Annotated in this window: 14 protein-coding genes, 1 tRNA gene and 2 pseudogenes; 6 read left to right on the top strand and 11 right to left on the bottom strand. The window is 65.3% G+C overall.

What is annotated here, in order from left to right; genetic code table 11:
- Positions 1-64: 64 nt before the first annotated feature.
- Positions 65-667 (bottom strand): ANTAR domain-containing response regulator, encoded by a 603-nt coding sequence (locus tag ACWEVP_RS48660; RefSeq protein ID WP_004559041.1) that lies wholly within the window; start codon positions 665-667, stop codon positions 65-67.
- A 173-nt stretch (positions 668-840) separates the two neighbouring features.
- Between ACWEVP_RS48660 and ACWEVP_RS48655 the strand changes: the two genes are divergently transcribed.
- Positions 841-914 (top strand) — tRNA-Leu (locus tag ACWEVP_RS48655).
- A 652-nt stretch (positions 915-1,566) separates the two neighbouring features.
- Positions 1,567-2,181 (top strand): hypothetical protein, encoded by a 615-nt coding sequence (locus ACWEVP_RS48650; protein WP_452069418.1) that lies wholly within the window; start codon positions 1,567-1,569, stop codon positions 2,179-2,181.
- 146 nt (positions 2,182-2,327) lie between these two features.
- Here ACWEVP_RS48650 and ACWEVP_RS48645 read toward each other — a convergent pair.
- The 9 genes and pseudogenes from ACWEVP_RS48645 to ACWEVP_RS48605 form a co-directional block, all read right to left on the bottom strand.
- Positions 2,328-3,739 (bottom strand): annotated as a pseudogene (locus ACWEVP_RS48645) (tyrosine-type recombinase/integrase).
- Positions 3,739-3,927: a helix-turn-helix transcriptional regulator gene (locus ACWEVP_RS48640; RefSeq protein WP_452069417.1), complete on the bottom strand. Its 189-nt coding sequence runs from the start codon at positions 3,925-3,927 to the stop codon at positions 3,739-3,741. The pseudogene ACWEVP_RS48645 and the gene ACWEVP_RS48640 overlap by 1 nt, the downstream one beginning before the upstream one ends.
- 287 nt (positions 3,928-4,214) lie before the next feature.
- Positions 4,215-5,363 (bottom strand): DUF3631 domain-containing protein, encoded by a 1,149-nt coding sequence (locus ACWEVP_RS48635; protein WP_452069416.1) that lies wholly within the window; start codon positions 5,361-5,363, stop codon positions 4,215-4,217.
- Positions 5,364-5,398: 35 nt separating this feature from the next.
- The gene (locus ACWEVP_RS48630; protein WP_452069415.1) at positions 5,399-5,758 is read right to left on the bottom strand and encodes a hypothetical protein; all 360 of its coding nucleotides are present in this window, start codon (positions 5,756-5,758) and stop codon (positions 5,399-5,401) included.
- A 234-nt stretch (positions 5,759-5,992) separates the two neighbouring features.
- Positions 5,993-8,251 (bottom strand): FtsK/SpoIIIE domain-containing protein, encoded by a 2,259-nt coding sequence (locus ACWEVP_RS48625; RefSeq protein WP_452069414.1) that lies wholly within the window; start codon positions 8,249-8,251, stop codon positions 5,993-5,995.
- Positions 8,251-9,153: a hypothetical protein gene (locus ACWEVP_RS48620; RefSeq protein ID WP_452069413.1), complete on the bottom strand. Its 903-nt coding sequence runs from the start codon at positions 9,151-9,153 to the stop codon at positions 8,251-8,253. The genes ACWEVP_RS48625 and ACWEVP_RS48620 overlap by 1 nt, the downstream gene beginning before the upstream one ends.
- Positions 9,150-9,467, bottom strand: coding sequence for a hypothetical protein (locus ACWEVP_RS48615; protein ID WP_452069412.1), 318 nt, complete (start codon positions 9,465-9,467; stop codon positions 9,150-9,152). The genes ACWEVP_RS48620 and ACWEVP_RS48615 overlap by 4 nt, the downstream gene beginning before the upstream one ends.
- 1 nt (position 9,468) lies before the next feature.
- Positions 9,469-9,825 carry a hypothetical protein gene (locus tag ACWEVP_RS48610; protein WP_452069411.1) on the bottom strand — a complete coding sequence of 119 codons (357 nt, stop codon included), beginning with the start codon at positions 9,823-9,825 and terminating at the stop codon, positions 9,469-9,471.
- Entirely contained in the window at positions 9,822-10,106 is a 285-nt protein-coding gene (locus ACWEVP_RS48605; protein WP_452069410.1) for a hypothetical protein, read from the bottom strand. The genes ACWEVP_RS48610 and ACWEVP_RS48605 overlap by 4 nt, the downstream gene beginning before the upstream one ends.
- 119 nt (positions 10,107-10,225) lie before the next feature.
- Here ACWEVP_RS48605 and ACWEVP_RS48600 point away from each other — a divergent pair, with 119 nt between their 5' ends.
- The 3 genes from ACWEVP_RS48600 (at position 10,226) to ACWEVP_RS48590 (ending at position 13,014) form a co-directional block, all read left to right on the top strand.
- Positions 10,226-10,552 carry a GntR family transcriptional regulator gene (locus ACWEVP_RS48600; protein WP_452069409.1) on the top strand — a complete coding sequence of 109 codons (327 nt, stop codon included), beginning with the start codon at positions 10,226-10,228 and terminating at the stop codon, positions 10,550-10,552.
- Positions 10,553-10,738: 186 nt separating this feature from the next.
- Positions 10,739-12,214: a helix-turn-helix domain-containing protein gene (locus ACWEVP_RS48595; RefSeq protein WP_452069408.1), complete on the top strand. Its 1,476-nt coding sequence runs from the start codon at positions 10,739-10,741 to the stop codon at positions 12,212-12,214.
- Positions 12,215-12,270: 56 nt separating this feature from the next.
- A complete protein-coding gene (locus ACWEVP_RS48590) occupies positions 12,271-13,014 on the top strand; it encodes a hypothetical protein (protein WP_452069407.1) in 744 nt (247 codons plus the stop codon).
- Between the two features lie 119 nt (positions 13,015-13,133).
- On the opposite strand, the gene ACWEVP_RS48585 is transcribed toward ACWEVP_RS48590, so the two are convergent.
- A complete protein-coding gene (locus ACWEVP_RS48585; protein ID WP_452069406.1) occupies positions 13,134-13,781 on the bottom strand; it encodes a hypothetical protein in 648 nt (215 codons plus the stop codon).
- A gap of 1,188 nt (positions 13,782-14,969) precedes the next feature.
- Here ACWEVP_RS48585 and ACWEVP_RS48580 point away from each other — a divergent pair.
- Positions 14,970-15,397: pseudogene (locus ACWEVP_RS48580) on the top strand (IS110 family transposase); the annotation flags it as partial.
- Positions 15,398-15,514 lie beyond the last annotated feature (117 nt).

Raw genomic sequence — 15,514 nt, 5'->3', positions numbered from 1 at the left:
GAGAGCGACGACGGCCGGGAGCAGTTTCACCTTCGTGATTCTGCCCGCCGGCCGCCGGGTTCGGCTAGCTCCCGATGCTCTCGACCACGGCCTCGGCGACGGCCTTCATGGTGGTCCGGCGGTCCATGGCAGTGCGCTGGATCCAGCGGAAGGCATCGGGCTCGGTGAGGCCCTGGCGGCTCATGAGCAGGCCCTTGGCGCGGTCGATGACCTTGCGCGTCTCGAGCCGGTCGGTGAGCCCGGCGACCTCGGCCTCGAGGGCCTGCAGCTCGGAGAACCGGCTCACGGCGAGCTCGATGGCGGGCACGAGGTCCCGCTTGGCGAAGGGCTTGACGAGGTAGGCCATGGTCCCGGCATCCCGGGCGCGTTCGACGAGGTCACGCTGACTGAAGGCGGTGAGGATGACCACGGGGGCGATCCGGTCACCGGTGATCTTCGCCGCGGCTTCGATGCCGTCGAGCTTGGGCATCTTGACGTCGAGGATCACGAGGTCGGGCTTCAGATCGGTGGCCAGCGAGATGGCCTGCTCGCCATCCCCGGCCTCCCCGACCACTTCATAGCCCTCTTCACGCAGCATTTCGACGAGGTCAAGCCGGATGAGCGCCTCGTCCTCCGCGACGAGCACCCGACGCTGCGGCACGTTGGCCTCGGTAGCCTGATCGGTCACCGGGGTCCTCCTGAAGACTCGGCGGGACGGTGGGTCTCGCGGCTTCCCGCGAACCTGAAGCCTACCGGGAACGATCCAGAAGAAGAGATGGCGTTCACCACGAAGTGGCCAGCATGACACCCCGGCCCCGGTCACCGGCCGGAACGGGTGATCCCGTAGGGTTACCGCATCGCGCCCCCGTAGCCCAACTGGCAGAGGCAACGGATTCAAAACCCGTCCAGTGTGAGTTCGAATCTCACCGGGGGCACAGTGGCCCACCAGCAGAAATCAGCCCCTGACCAGGCGTTATCCGGTCAGGGGCTGATCTCGTTCGGTCCGGCGGTGTCCGGGGCTGTCCGGCCGTCTACGGCCCTCCACCCCCTATGCGCCCCCGCGCTTCGAGCCGTCGTCGCCTGTCAGTCGAGCGCCTTTCGATGCGGTCGAGGAGGCCGACGCAGGCAACGACTACCTCGACGTCGGATCTGGCGCCGGACCACGACTCCCGGGCGACCAGCCTGAAATCGCTTGGCCAACGTTCGGTCACCGTCCGCGAACGATCCTTCACGAATCACTTGCTTCCCCGGACCCGGGACACTCGCCTTAGCTCACCGTCGTCCCGTAACACGACGACGGGCATCTACGACTGCCGAAGCAACGGGTGCTGCCAGACCTAACTTGACAAGCTGGCTGCTCCTCAAGAGTGCGATCTTAGTTATCAACCTCGCGACAGGTCGTCTCAGATGAGCAAAAAGAAGAAGCGTCAAAATTCGAAGCCTACTCTAACAGAGGAGTTAGGTTTCAATCGCCCATTTACCCTACTCCCATTTTTACGAGATATAGTCGTTTCGATTATCATCTTCACGGCACTTCGAGGTACGGCCAGCCTTTTTGGAGGAGATGCGAGACTTATAATAAGAGGAATGAGTGACTGGATACTGATTCCAGTAGTGTTTTTTGCGACAAGGGCCTACTGGCAGATCTTCGGGAAATGGACAGCCCACAAGGTCTACGCCGCAATCGAAATGCTTGACAAGTGGGGTTTCGCTGTCGTATTTTTCGCCGGATCTGCCCCAGCAATGCTCTTCACCCGCCCTCATACTATAGAACATGTCCCCCCTATATGGGTCTGGCCTTTCGCTTGGATCATCGGCTCAATTCAGCTACTCAGTCGCGCCAGGCGCACTGCATTGATAGACCGACTAGCACTCCTTCGATGGTTTGGCCCGATACTCTACTCCGCAACGTTCACAAGTACATCCTTGCAGCTGTTTGCATACCAAACCATGTCTCTGCATATCCCCTTCGACAACGTCGGCGACGCATATCAATTGCCAGCAGTGCAGGTTGCCTCTCTCTACATTTGGCAATTCGCGAAATCGATCCCACTTCTCGACGCGCCTGCAACGCTAAAATGGAACAAACCCCTTGAGTATCAGAGTCACACCATGGGGGCACTGATTATCATTTTTCAAGCAACAGTCACATTTGCCACGATAGCCCTTATTAGAACTTATCGCGCCAACCATGCAAAGTAACTTTCATGCCGAGCCACCTGCATTCAATCCCGATACTCAGTTTCCACGAGCGTCGGGTCGGTCCCTGGCCAGCAAAGTCCAGCCAAGGACCGACCCGGAAATTTCGAAAGTATCTGGAACTGTCCGCAGCTAAGACACTCTCCTCGCTACGCGCTGCCGCGTCTCGGAGCTTCGTCGCCCTGCCAGTCGAGCGCCTTCTCGATGCGGTCGTGGGCCGCCGACTCCAGGCCGGCGATGACCTTGGCGTAGATCTGGTGCAGGACGGCGACTGAGTGGCCGGCCCACTCCGCACACTGGGTAGAGGGCACCCCAGCGGCCAGCCAGGTCGACACGCAGGCGTGACGGAGGTCGTAGGGACGCTTTGCCAGCGGAGCGGCGTACTCGTCGTCCGAGAACGCCGCCTTACGCGCCTTGTCCCAGACCCGGCCGATCGTGGATTCGGCCAGGTCTCCACCAGTCAGGTTCCGGAACAGCCGCCCGTCGGCCGCCGTGCCGATCGTGGTCAGGTGCGTGTGCAGGATCGCCGTCAGCGGTGGTGGCGACGGCACCGTGCGGACTTCTCCCTTTCCCCTCTGCTTGAGCTGCCTGCGGTCGCGACGTTCCCGCTGTCCGTCCAGGCCGCGCCGGTGATCGGCGCGGTCTCCGACAACAGCAACTCACCCCAACCCTCCTCGGGGAGCTGCAAGTCCGCCTTCCGCAGCATCGCCGCCTCTTCCGGCCGGAGAGCCGCGTAGTACATGACGGCGAAGAACGCCACGAGCATCGGCCCGGACGACCGGCGCGGCTGTCCCTCGATCCGTTGTGCCTCCACTTCGGACAACAGGCTCCTTGCCTGCTGCGGATTGATGACCACCCGCTTATCAATGGCCCGAACCGTCTTCGGTGCCGTCCACTTCACCTCGGAAAGTCGATTCGCGGTCAACAGCTTCAGTTCGTGGGCGTACTCCAGCGCGTTGAACAGAACAGCGCGCTTTCGGTTGACGGTCTTCGCGGCGGCCTGCTTTCCGTCGAGCTTGAGCGACAACACTTCCAGCACCTCCCGAAGAACGGCCTTGTCATTGAGCCTCGACACCGGCGCGGTGTTCGTCTTGAGCCACTTCAACGCCTGCTCCACATCGCGCGGCTTCGGCTCGTCGCGGCGCTTGGTGTTGAACGCCCATCCGGTGAGCGCCCGCCGGAGCGTCTTGCCGTCCGGAGCGCCACGGGTCGTCGCGAGCAGTGCCGGCGTCACGCTGGCGAGTGCGTCAGCGTTTCCGGCGCGCGACTTCCCGGCGGCCCGTGGCCACTTCATGTCGATGTACTTGCACGCGAAGTCGAACCACGGCATCTCGTTCTCCTGCCGGAGCTTCGAGACCGGGAGACCCTGAGTGCGCTCGAAAGCCTCGCCACGGCGGGATGCGGCAACCAGGTCTGAGCGGAAGCTATCGGCCAGAGCGCTCGTCTCGAACGTCTCGCCGAACCGAACGCCGGCGACGAACCACACGACGCGGTAGCTCGTCTTCGACTTCCAAGCTCGCCGCTCGACTTTCCAGATCTTGACGTCGTACGTGGTGTCCATCAGGCGGCCTCCTCACAGTTGTCCAGCCAGGTTTCGAGGTCGGTTCGGCGGATGCGAATCTCTCCGTTCGGGAGCTTGATGCAGCGGGGCGCGCGCTTCTTGGCGCGCCACTCATAGAAGGTCGAGCGAGCTACGGCGAGTTCGTCGCAGAGTTCGGCGATGGTGAGGTGTCGGCGCGGCGTGGCCATCGGTGGTGAGCCCTTCGGGTCGTGCTGTCGGCGGCGGCGATGCGCATGAGCTCTCCTCGGTTTTGTCGTGGTCGGTTGTCGGTGCTGAGGGGGTAAGCCGTACCAGCCGTACCAGCCTCGTTTTGCCTGGTCAGGTGCGGTACGGCTTGGATTCCTGGTACGGCTTGAGCCGTACCAGGGCAGTGACAGTGGTACGGCTTGAGCCGTACCAGCCGAGGAAGCCGTACCAGGGCTGACCTGCGAAAATGAGGCTGGTACGGCTGGTACGGCTCCCCCGCCCGGCGGTGTCAGGCAGACCGCGCTCGGCGGAGCGGGATGGCTCCCCCGGCGGCCTCTTCGCCGTCGCGTTTGGCCGGCGGTTCGGAGCAATAGCGCTCCCATGAGTCGGTGAAGTCGGCGCGGCGGTAGCCCTTGGCCTGCCCTGCCCCGGGGAACCGCATGGTGTCCGAGCGGATGCCGTACTCCTTGAGCAGACTGCCGAGCTTCATCGCGGTGAGCCCGGTCGCGCCGTACTCGCGCCACGGCGACTCATCCAGGGCGCGCAGGCGGTGCAGCAACTCGGCGGTGGGCAAGGCGAGTTCGTCGCCGAACGCGGTGCGGCAGTCGGTGAGCAGGCGTTGCCGGTCGTTGCTGTCGTTGTCCTCGTCGGCGGCGGCGGTGAGGGCGAGCACGGCGGTACGGGAGCGGTCGCCCCAGGTGCCTCCGGCGTGGTCGGCGACGGCGACCAGGGGTTCCCAGGTGTCGGCGGCGCGGTCTTCCACGGGCATCTCCGGTTCGGCGGTCTCGAATGTGGACAGGTCGGCGCGCAGCCACGCGTGCAGGTCGTCGGCGAGCGCCCGCAGGGCGGGCCGGTCGCGGCGGTGCCGGTACGGGGCCACGGTTTCGCCGGGCGCGCGGCGGCGCATCCGGGCGATGACGGCGCGGTCCTCGATGGTGTCCGGCATGGCCCCGATGCCGGCGAGGGCGGCCATGGCGAACGTGGGGATGGACTCGACGCGCTGGTTGGTGGCGTCGTAGCGCTTGACCGGCCGGTTGCGCTGGTGCCCGGCGTTGAGCAGCCCGCGCAGGTCCTCGTTCCCGTCGGCCTTCGGCCCGAAGATGGTGTCCGCCTCGTCGACGAGCAAGGTGGGCGGGTCCTCGGAGACCGACCGGTAGACGGCGGCCGGGCTGCTGTTGACCGTGATGAACGGGTTGTGGCAGGTGGCCTCGACGATGTCGAGTAGCCGGGATTTCCCGCAGCGCTTCTCCGGGGCGCGGATCACCAGCCGGGGCGCGTGCGCCCACGCCGGTTGCGCGTGGGTGGCGGCGATCCAGAGGGAAATAGCGTCGGCGGTCTCCGGGTTGGGCAGGGCCACGTACCGGGTGAGCGCGGCCCGCAGCGAGTCCAGCAAGGCAGCTCCGTCCAGGGTGGACGGTTCGATGTCGTAGGTGCCCATCGTTGCTCCCTTGTCGTTTGGTGTGCTGGTGGTCATCAGGCGGCCTCTCGGGTGGCGATCCAGGCGTTGACCCGCGCCCAGGACGCGGCGGCCTGTGCGCGGATCTGGGGCGGTGTCAGGGCGGGCCGGGTGACTTCGGCGCGGCGGCGTTCGAGTTCGGCGTAGGTCGGCGCGGCGGCGAGGGCGCGCCAGTCGGCGGCGGCCGACACGGCGTGGGAGGTCTCCCGCATCGTGTGGCGGCGGTCCCACTCGATCCATTCGGCGAGGAGTTCGGCGACGTGCGGGCTGGTGTTGAGGTGTCGCCAGGCGGCGGCGTCGAGGGTGAGGGCGCGGTACTCGGCGAAGGGGATGGTGACCCGGGTGGCCGGGCCGGCGGCGGTGGTGTGCGTGGTCAAGGCGGGTCCTCACGTCGGTCACACGGGGTGACAGTGTGTGGGTGTGTTCGGCCAGGGCTAGGGCCGGGTGGCGCGGGCGCTAGCCTGGTTTTCCGGGTGTTTCCGCAGGTCGGAGCGAGGTGGGTCTAGGGCGCTAGTGCGCTGGTCACGACTGCTGCGGGTGTCTAGAGGAGGGGTCTAGGTCTAGGGGCGGTCCGGTCTAGGACGCGCACCGCCTCTAGCCTCTGAGACTGGTTACGCTCGGTTGTTCTTGGCGGTGGTGAGGGCGTCGCGGGTGTAGCCGTTGCGGTTGGCTCCCTTGCCGGTGTCGGGGTCGGTGCTCCACACCTGCTTGGGCTTGACTCCGTAGGGCTTGAGCGCGGTGGCGAGGTTCTGCGCGGTCCAGCCCCGGTACTGGCCGGGCCGCAGCTCGGCGAGCCGGGTCACGATGGCGTCGGACCACAGCTTGTCCTCGCCGCGAGCGAACACCGCGATGGTGTCGGCCAGCGGGTCCAGCCGCGCGGCCTCCACGTCGACCGCCTCACCGGCGGCGTAGCCGGTGATGTTGCCCAGCGCTTCCCGCCGTGCCCGGGCGCCGGCGGCGATCTTCTTGGCGTCGGTGGCGTCCTTGTAGACGCTGCGCACGATCTGCGCGTCGTCGCCCTCGCCGGCGAGGTAGCCGATGCCCCGGTCGGAGCGGGCGAACATCGTGGCCCGGACACCGGACTTGTACTGCGACGTGCCGAGAACCATGTCGTTGGCCTGCTGCCCCATCACCTTGAGGCAGAACCGCAGGATGGCGTTCGCGGAGATCCCGGTGGGCAGCGACTTCGCGTCCGGGCGCTGCGTGGCCAGGATCAGCGTGATCCCCAAGGCGGGGCCGCGCTTGACCAGGTCGGTGCAGATCTCCTCCAGCTCCTCGCCGTGCTCGGGGTGCTCGAACCACACCTGACACTCGTCCACCCCAACCACGATCGGCGCGAGCCGCAAGTCCTTACGCGCGGCCAACTCCGGGGTGACCTTGTTGTCCGGGCACACCGACTCCGGCAGGTTGCGGATCACCTTGGTGCGACGGCGCATCTCCTCCCGCAGCTCCCGCATCTCCACCACCATGCGTTCGATGTCCTCGGGGTCATCGCCCACGCCGTAGCCGTGCGCGCACTGCCCCAGCGGCGAAAGGTCACCGGTGCCCTTGAGGTCGTAGGCGTAGAGCACCGCACGCGGGTCCAGGGCGGCGATCAGCAGCAGTTCCCGCAGCGTGACCGTCTTGCCCATGCGCGGGACCGCGCCGATCACCATCGACGCGAACATCAGCGTGATGGGCACCCACCGGCCGCGCTGGTCGGTGCCGAACGGCTGCGCGGTGAACAGGTCGACCGTCGCGCCCGGCTTGGCCAGCGGCCACGGCTTCTGCTTGGCCTTGGACATGTCGACGTCCCCGACCCACAGCACCAACCGTCCTTCGTGGACCTTCGCGTCCCCTTCCGGCCACACGCACCCGATCTGGCGACGCAGCGCCGAGGACAGCTCGTCGCGCTTGGCGATGATGTCGCCCGCCGTGACACCCAAGGGCAGGTCGACGTCGGCGCGCCAGCCGTCGCCGTCGCGGGCGATCGGGTTCGGGAACTCGATGCGCTTGCCCTTGGCGTAGGCCTGGTTCAGCCCACCGATACCGAGCGAGCAGAGCGCGTCCTCGATCATCGACGACGTCAGCTTGGGCGTCTTGACCGAGTCCACGGCACGGCCGGCGACCGGCTTATCCGCCGGTGCGCCCCACCAGCCCACGAGCGTCATCGCGACGACCAGGCCGGTCCAGTTCCAGAACGGCGTGACGAAAGTGATGCACAGGTAGACGATGGCCAGCAGCACGCACACGGCGAACATCACCGGTCCCATGCGGCGGCGCACGGTCTCGTTGCGGATCTCGCGCAGCTTCATGTACAGCTCGGCGTCGGAGCGGTCACGGGCGTTCATGCGGACCGGGTGGGACTCCGCGTCGTACACCCACGCCCGCAGCCGGGCGACCAGGCGGCCGGTCGCGCCGAACGAGCGCAGGAACGCGGTCGGCACGTACACCGGCACCCGCAGCGCGTGGAACGCCGTGGTGTGGGCGGCGTAGCGAACCAGGAACCGAGCCCGAGACTTGAACTCTTCAGCGGAAGTCAGCCAGCGCGCGACCAGCGGCCGGGCGGTGGCGTGGCCGGCGGACTCCCACCACGTCGCCTTCGTCGCCGGCGGGTCGACCAGCCGGACCGCCGTGCTGTCGTCGGCGGGTCGGTCCTGCTCCGGGATCTCCTCCGGGGTGCGGACGGTGTCGGGGCGGATCGGGACGACGTTCCCGGCGCGGGTGACGGCGGTGTCGGTGGCGGTGTTCACGACGTCGCCGCTGGTGGCGTTCACGGGCGTGGCGGCCGGGGTGTTCGTGGACGGGTCGGGCGTGCTGTTCACGGAGAGAGGCCCTTCGGGGTCGGGTCCGTTCACGGACTCGGGGGTGTGGTCGGCGGTGGTGGACATCAGGCGGCCTCCTCCTGGTCGACGGTCACGGGCTGGTCGGCGGGCACCGGCAGGGCGGCCGGGGCGGTGGTTTCGGCGATCAGGTCGTCGGCGACGTTCTTGCTGGTGCCGCGCGAGATCTCCGGGCACACGCTGCGGACCCAGGCCGGGGTGATCTCGATGCCCGGTGCCCACGCGGCGCGGGCGTCGGCCAGGTAGTCCCCGCGCAACTTCCGAGCGGGCTTCGCGGCGGGCTTGCGGGCCGGACGGCGACGCGGCCGGGTGGCCGGTGCGGGCGTCTCCCTCGTGCTGTCCTCCGCCGGAGCAGGCTCGGCGGCCGGAGCGTCGGCGGTGGGCTGGCCCGTGAACGCCGTGCCGGCGGCGGCCATGACGGCTTCGGTGAGCTTGTCCCGCAGCACCGGCGCGGTCTCCGCCGCGAGGAACACCAGCACCGGCGGAACCGAGTGCAGCACCACCCCGGCCACGTCGAAGTGTGTCCAGGACTTCCAGGTGTTCATAACGTAGGTAGCCAGGAACGCGAACCACTTCGTCCGGTGCGCCCACCGGCCGGTGTCGACCTGGTACCGGGCGGTCACCTGCTCCGCCCGCAGGACCGCCACGAGCACCAGCGAGACCATCGGGTCCAGCAGCCACCCGGCGAGCCAGCCGAGCGACCAGGTGGCCGCGCCGGCGGCGGCGAAGGACTGGACGTTGACCATCGTGAACGCCAAGCCGAGGAAGATCCCGAGCCAGATCACCGCGTCGATCTGCGTGCGGACCTTCTCCACCCGCAGCGCCACAACGTCGGGGTGGTTGGCCAGCCGCCGGACCTGCGCGGCGGTGGCCGCGTCCTGCGCGAGCTTGTCCGCCTCGGACGGCGGCTGGTGCCGGGCGTCGGTCGGGGTGAGTGCGGTGGTGGTCATCGACGGCCTCCCCGGGTGGTGTGGACGATTTCGGTGATGGCCATCAGCCGCACGATCGTCGCGGCGGCCAGCAGCGCCGGGACGACCAGCGCGATCCAGGTGGCGGTGGTGTCCTGGATCTTCACGATCACCAGCCACTGGACGAACGCGATGATCGCCGTGGCCAGGACCAGGCGGATCGTGTTGCCGGTCATGCGGGTGATCTCGCGGACGCCCTTCTGCGCCCTTACCGCGGATTTGCGGCCGGAGCGCCACACGGCGAAGACGCCGACCAGCGCGAGACCGCCGAGGACCATCAGCACCTGCGTGGACATGTCAGGCCACCTCCGGGACGTCGAAGAGGTCGGATTGGCCGGGTGCCTGCCAGTCCCCGCCGTGCCACACCGCGTCCAGCGCCATGCCGTGTTCGGCGCGGATGATCGGCTCGGCTTCGGCGAGCCAGGCGCGGCGTTCGACGGCCGGGGCCTTGGCCCACGACCGGCCGGCGGTGTCGTACCGGCGGATCGCCAAACGCTCGATCGCGCGGGGAGTCAGGGTGCTTACCATGGGAGACCTCTCCGAGTAGCTACCTGCGTGGTGGTTGTTGGCGAGACCCGACGCGGCGTGCACGTTCTTGGCGGGATGAGCCGCCGTGTCGGGGCTGAATGTGGAGATGACGAGTCGGACCGTCATGCGGCCTCCCCGCTCTCCGCCGTGTCGAGCCGGAACGGCAGGACCCGCAGCGCCGCGCGGCTGGTGCGCCGGCGAGTGCGGTGGGCGTGCTGCGAGTCGGTGAACGCGTACCGGGTGCGGGCCTCGGCCACGGCGGTCGCGGCGGTCAACTCCTGGTCGATCTCGGCGATCAGCGCGTCGATGGCGGACTCGTCCAGGCCGTCCGGGTAGTGCTGGTGAGCAGCGGAGACGCCGTCAACAGCGGCACGGACAACGCGGTTGGTGATGTGCGCGGACTTCATGGGGAACCTTTCGATCGAGTGCCTTACTGCGCCTTAGTGCACCTTATAGCACTTAGGTAAGTCAAGGTCGCACGTGTGGCGCATTAGGGTGATGTTGGTTTTCTGCGTACCCTGGCGAGATGCCTATCGATCAGCAGGGAGCGCAGCCGTTAGGCGCACAGATCAGGGATGACCTGGTCCGACGCATCCGAGCCGGCGAGTTCGCGCTCGGGGAGAAGATCCCGTCACTCAAGGCGTTGGCCGCGACGTACAACGTCGCCGAGCTGACCGTCCACAACGCCATCCGCGAGCTGCAGCACGCCGGCGTGCTCGAGTCCGCCGCCGGGCGAGGCACGTTCGTCCGAAGCCTCCCGGATGAGAGCGCGCCCGCCGACGACGTCGCCGCTCTCCGAGCCGAGGTTGCCGACCTCCGCCGGCGGGTAGAGGAGCTTGAGAAGCGGTCGTGATGTCCGGCCGTTCGGTCCGTGGTTCGTGATCATGGAGCTAGCTTCGCCCGTGAGCACCACCACCGTCCAAGGCCGGACAGTCCTAACACCGCTCCCGCATGACAACCAGGCATAACCGCAGTTCAAACACCGTCTAGTCCGCCCGATCGCAGCCGAAAAAGATCGAAACGAAGGGACTTGCCCCCAGTGGAAGCAGACCAGCCGTGGCTCTCGCCGAGGTCGACAACCGAGGTCGAACTGAACACCGGACTGCTTGCCGAGGTCCTGAAGGAGTACCGGAAGGCCAACGGGCTCAACCAGGCCGATCTGGCCCAGATCCTCAACATGGACCAGTCGTACATCTCGAAGATCGAGACCGGTCAACGGCAGGTCCGAGACCTGGACACGCTGCTGCGGGTCGCCAACCAGCTCAGCATCTCTCCGTCGCGCCTCGGGCTGTCCAAGGAGCTGCTTCAGCCCGTCGCTCCCCCGTCGACATCTGCGCTGGTCAACGAGGTTGACCCGGTCGCAGTGAGCCAGGAGGAATGGCGACGGATGCGGCGCGAACTCAATGGCCGCCGGCGGGAGCTCGCCGAGGCGGCCGCGTCGCTCTACCGGCCGGAGGCGCGCATCGGCAAGGCTCCGCTGATCGCCCGGCGGGAGTGGATGCCGCCGGCACCGGTGCGCTTGGAGGACATCAAGCTTGAGTGGTCGGACCACCGGGTGCCGATCACGGTGACCGGCACCGAACCGGAGGCGGACAAGGCGTTGCCGCTCCGTGCGCCCGGCCGGCGTTTCGAGCGGTACACGTCGGCGATCAAGTACCTGGACCCGCCGTCGCTGTTCGAAAACCGCACGAGCTACCGGCTGCTGGACGTCGACCTGACGCCGTCGAACGAGCGGATGAAATTCGGCCTGGCGACGTACTTCGACAAGCTCGACTTGTCCGAGGCCATCGCACACGAGCTGGCCGTCGCGCAGGCTCCGAACCGGAAGATGCCGCGCGCGGACTGGTCGGAACTGCCGCTGCGCGGCCTGATTGGCGACCCGTTCGACCTGGAGCGGCGGCCGGTCATGCCCGCGATCGAGACGCTGACGCTCCGCCGTCAGCGCGACACCGGCAAGGCGACGTTCCTCCTGCACTGGCGCGACCCGGCCAAGGTCGCGACGGCCGCCGGCATCTACGGCCTCATCCCGGCCGGCGAATTCCAGCCGTCATCTGTGGCGGCGTGGGACAAGGAGAACGACTTCGACCTGTGGCGCAGCATGGTTCGGGAGTACTCCGAGGAGATCCTCGGCGAACCGGAGCGAGACGGCAGCCAGGGTGAGCCGCTCGACTACGAGAACTGGTCGCTGTACCGCGACCTGCAAGCCGCGCGCGAGAAAGATCGCGTTACGGCGTATTGCCTCGGCATCGGGTTGGACACACTCACACTCACAGCTACGGTCTTGACGGCAGTCGTAATGGACGACGACGTGTTCGACGATCTATTCGGAGGCGCTGTCGACGTCAACGCTGAAGGCGTCCTGGTAACCGCCGCCGAATCGTCATCCGTCTCAGACGGGGTCCCGTTCACCGAGGATAGCGTCACTCGCCTCTTGACACATGAGCCAATGGCTTCTCCAGGCGCATGCATTCTCGAACGCGCATGGCGCTTCCGTAGCCAGATCCTTGAAAGGTGAATACGGGTCGCCGCGCCTCACAGAACACAGAATAATGAAACCAGGACGAAAAATAGATGAAACTTCCGAAGGTCACAGTCGCCAGCATCGTGGGCGCCATCACGCTGGCTGGCATTGTAGGTCAATCGGCCTCTTATCTCGCCGCTACCGCGTACTATTCACACTTTGGGCTTTCGCCAGAGCAATTAGCTATTACGCCCCTGAACGCTTTTGGTCGACTCTACTACACAGGATCCATTGCGGCAACCATCATTATCTTCGGCATATTATCATTTGCACTTGTCTCATCGCGTAATAATATTCAAAACTCGACGATATCATTACCTTACTCAAGCAGCTCCACGGAATTAATTGAATGGAGAGTTAAAGAGCCCCTACGACGCAAGAAGCTCGCCAAAGCCTCCTGGCGCTTCACGGAAATCGATCGGAAGATACACCACTTCAAGCTAATATTGTCACTCTTAATCGGAGTCGCAACCCTTGCGCTGATTCTTTATGGTGCCCACATTTTAGGCGATCAAGCTGGCAGGGTTTCCGTAAATTCGGACTATGAATCAGGCAATCCGGTGCGCGCCGACTTGATCCCTCGCGTCGTACTATATCGATGGACAAAACCCGAGGAAGCCGCGACACTACTGTACACAGCAGAAAATAACGTAATACCGGACTATAAACCGATTAGATCCGGACTTCTTATCGGCATTGGAAATGGTACCACATTTATCTATGATGACGATATCAAGAGGACAATTGCCGTGCCATCAAGTCAGATTCAGCTTGCAATTTACGCATTCAGCTGAAGTTCGAGTCATGCAACACGACCGCGAGCAGCGAGACGAAGCCGTGCCTGATCTCACAGGGATACCCCGCTCCCCCGCTGACTCCGAGCCAGCTTCCGCAAGCAGGTGAGCCCACCTATCTACCCGTTTCTCCCCCACCGCGAAAGGCGATCAGCAAGACCGAAGCCGCGACGCAGCCACCCTGCCAGTGTCCGCAGGCGCGTCGACTGCCCTTTCTGCTTGCACTCTTCTTTTTTTTGCTGAAATTCCCTCACTTGATTGGCCCGACCACGACGCGCTTCCTCTACATTGAGAGGCGTAGCACCGTATCCCGGCGGCGCCTCATCTACATTCGGCTCGGCCGTCAATTCACCCGACGCGCCACGCAGCCATTTCTTCCCAGAAGAATCAGTAAACCATAGCGCAGACACCGTTGCACCCGTAAAAAGCTCGTGACGAATATATTCAAGCGTTTCTGGGTCGATTCCGATTCTTTGAGGAGATTCAGAGGCGGCAGTTTCGTCCATCTTCCAAATAACTTCGCCTACCATCTGAGTCAGTGCATCAATTGCAGAACTCAGTGCAATCGGTGAGGTCGTCGGGCCCAAATTACCCAACGGGTTATCTTTTGTTTCCTCTCCATCGACAGTAAAGCGATACCACACGTTGCTTACGGGCAGATGAGAGCCGTTATGGTAACGCACTTCGTAACCGCCATCGGCCCAGTGAATCCATAGAGCAAACTTTGAAGGCACCTCTTTTTGCTTTTCATCCTCCAGTATTGCCAATTGTCGAGACTGCTTCCTGTACCCACGCCACGCCACCAAGGCGGCGACGATCGTCGCAATCAAGGCAAACAGGGCGACCCAAAAGCTGGCCCACGCGGCATCTGCGCTCGACCTTGCGGGATCGTTGACACTCGATGGAGTGCCGACAGGGCTAGTGGCAGTCAAGGTTGAAGCCGCAACCGATGGCGAGCCCGGCGCAGAAGGTGTCGGGGTCAGCGAGGCAGTCGGCGTAACAGTTGACGGGCCTGTCGGCTGCTCAAGCACAACGATCCTTCCGTTCGGTGTCGTGTACACGAGAGCCGCCTACACGACATGTCAGTCGCGCACTTGATCCTGAACGCAACATCCCAGGGCCAACCCGAGGGGTTACGACGGCTAAGAAAGCTTACGATTCCTCGCCACAGCTAGACAGACAAGGTCTCCGACCAGGCCTTTCACGCCCCAAAATACCTGGAAGCCATGAGGTCACTGTATCGAAGCACCGCTCATGCGGTCTCAGCGGCGACGGTACTGGGCGAGGTTGGCCCCCGGTTTAGTCTGCCGGAGCAGCCGCAGCGCCGCGTCACGTTCGAGGCCCCTCTCGGACGGCCGGCTCACCCCCCGATCCGCCCCCGCTCGGACTCAGTTCGCCACTCCTGCCCTGCTCAGAGGCGGTTCGCAACATCCGTTCAAAACCCGTCCAGTGTGAGTTCGAATCTCACCGGGGCACGGAGACTTCTCAGGCCGGCGTCATATTCCCCGTCGAAGCAGCGACTCGACAGACGCGTTTGCCCAGGTCGAGCCGTGTGAGTTCGAATCAGTCCCGAACCGTCTTAATGTCCTGGTGAACAACCTCAGGGTCAAGTTGGCGTTGTCGCCGCTGCAGCAGTCCGCGGCGAGTCTCGACAAATCTCTGCGGTCAACGCCGTTCGGCGAGACGGTGACGACCGCCCCGAGGCCCGAGACCGGCCAGTCGCCCCCGTTACCGTTTTCGTAGTTCCTGATCAAGGAGCTGTGGTCGCCAGGCCCGGCATGATTTGCGCCCCCAGTCGAACCCATGATCCGGGGGGTGGTGTCACCGGGCCTGGTGGCATCGACCGACCGCTGATAGGGACACGGCCACCGGCTTGGTAGGTCTCCTCGTAACGTGGGTGCCGGCGCTCGATGCCTGATCGGTGACCACATCCGACGAGCGAAACGGCATGGTGGATGAGCAGCAGCTTCAGCGTGTTCCTCGGCCTGGACGTCGGCAAGGACGTCCACCACGCGGTCGGTCTCGACCCCGACGGCAACCGGCGGCATGACGGGCCGCTGCCCAACACCGAACCCAGGCTGAAAGCCCTGTTCGACAAGCTCGCCGAGCATGGGCCGCTGCTGGTCGTGGTCGACCAGCCCGCCACGATCGGGGCGTTGCCGGTCGCGGTCGCCCGCGCCGCCGGCCACCAAGTCGCCTACTGCCCGGGCTGGCGATGCGCCGCATCGCCGACCTCTACCCCGGCCGCGCCAAAACCGACGCCCGGGACGCGTTCGTCATCGCCGACGCCGCCCGCTCCCTCCCGCACACACTCCGGCCGGTGGATGTCGGTGACGAGGCGCTGGCGGAGCTGGAGGTGCTGGTCGGGTTCGACGACGACCTAGACGAGTAATGCGTAACTCGGTTAGGGCCTGTATCGAAGTTGTCTCCGGCGGGTTGGGCTGGAGTTGGCCGTGCTGGGCGTGTTGGATGCCGAAATAGGTGAGGTCTCCGGTAAGTG

The sequence above is a fragment of the Amycolatopsis sp. NPDC003865 genome (genome assembly GCF_053605345.1).
This window is presented reverse-complemented; position numbering and strand designations above follow the sequence as displayed.

What these genes read in the sequence shown, in the direction of transcription:
- ACWEVP_RS48640 (WP_452069417.1), bottom strand. Translation starts at nt 3,927, where the DNA reads ATGGCCACGCCGCGCCGACACCTCACCATCGCCGAACTCTGCGACGAA.
- ACWEVP_RS48610 (WP_452069411.1), bottom strand. Translation starts at nt 9,825, where the DNA reads ATGACGGTCCGACTCGTCATCTCCACATTCAGCCCCGACACGGCGGCT.
- ACWEVP_RS48635 (WP_452069416.1), bottom strand. Translation starts at nt 5,363, where the DNA reads ATGGGCACCTACGACATCGAACCGTCCACCCTGGACGGAGCTGCCTTG.
- ACWEVP_RS48625 (WP_452069414.1), bottom strand. Translation starts at nt 8,251, where the DNA reads ATGTCCACCACCGCCGACCACACCCCCGAGTCCGTGAACGGACCCGAC.
- ACWEVP_RS48620 (WP_452069413.1), bottom strand. Translation starts at nt 9,153, where the DNA reads ATGACCACCACCGCACTCACCCCGACCGACGCCCGGCACCAGCCGCCG.
- ACWEVP_RS48605 (WP_452069410.1), bottom strand. Translation starts at nt 10,106, where the DNA reads ATGAAGTCCGCGCACATCACCAACCGCGTTGTCCGTGCCGCTGTTGAC.
- ACWEVP_RS48600 (WP_452069409.1), top strand. Translation starts at nt 10,226, where the DNA reads ATGCCTATCGATCAGCAGGGAGCGCAGCCGTTAGGCGCACAGATCAGG.
- ACWEVP_RS48590 (WP_452069407.1), top strand. Translation starts at nt 12,271, where the DNA reads ATGAAACTTCCGAAGGTCACAGTCGCCAGCATCGTGGGCGCCATCACG.
- ACWEVP_RS48650 (WP_452069418.1), top strand. Translation starts at nt 1,567, where the DNA reads ATGAGTGACTGGATACTGATTCCAGTAGTGTTTTTTGCGACAAGGGCC.
- ACWEVP_RS48615 (WP_452069412.1), bottom strand. Translation starts at nt 9,467, where the DNA reads ATGTCCACGCAGGTGCTGATGGTCCTCGGCGGTCTCGCGCTGGTCGGC.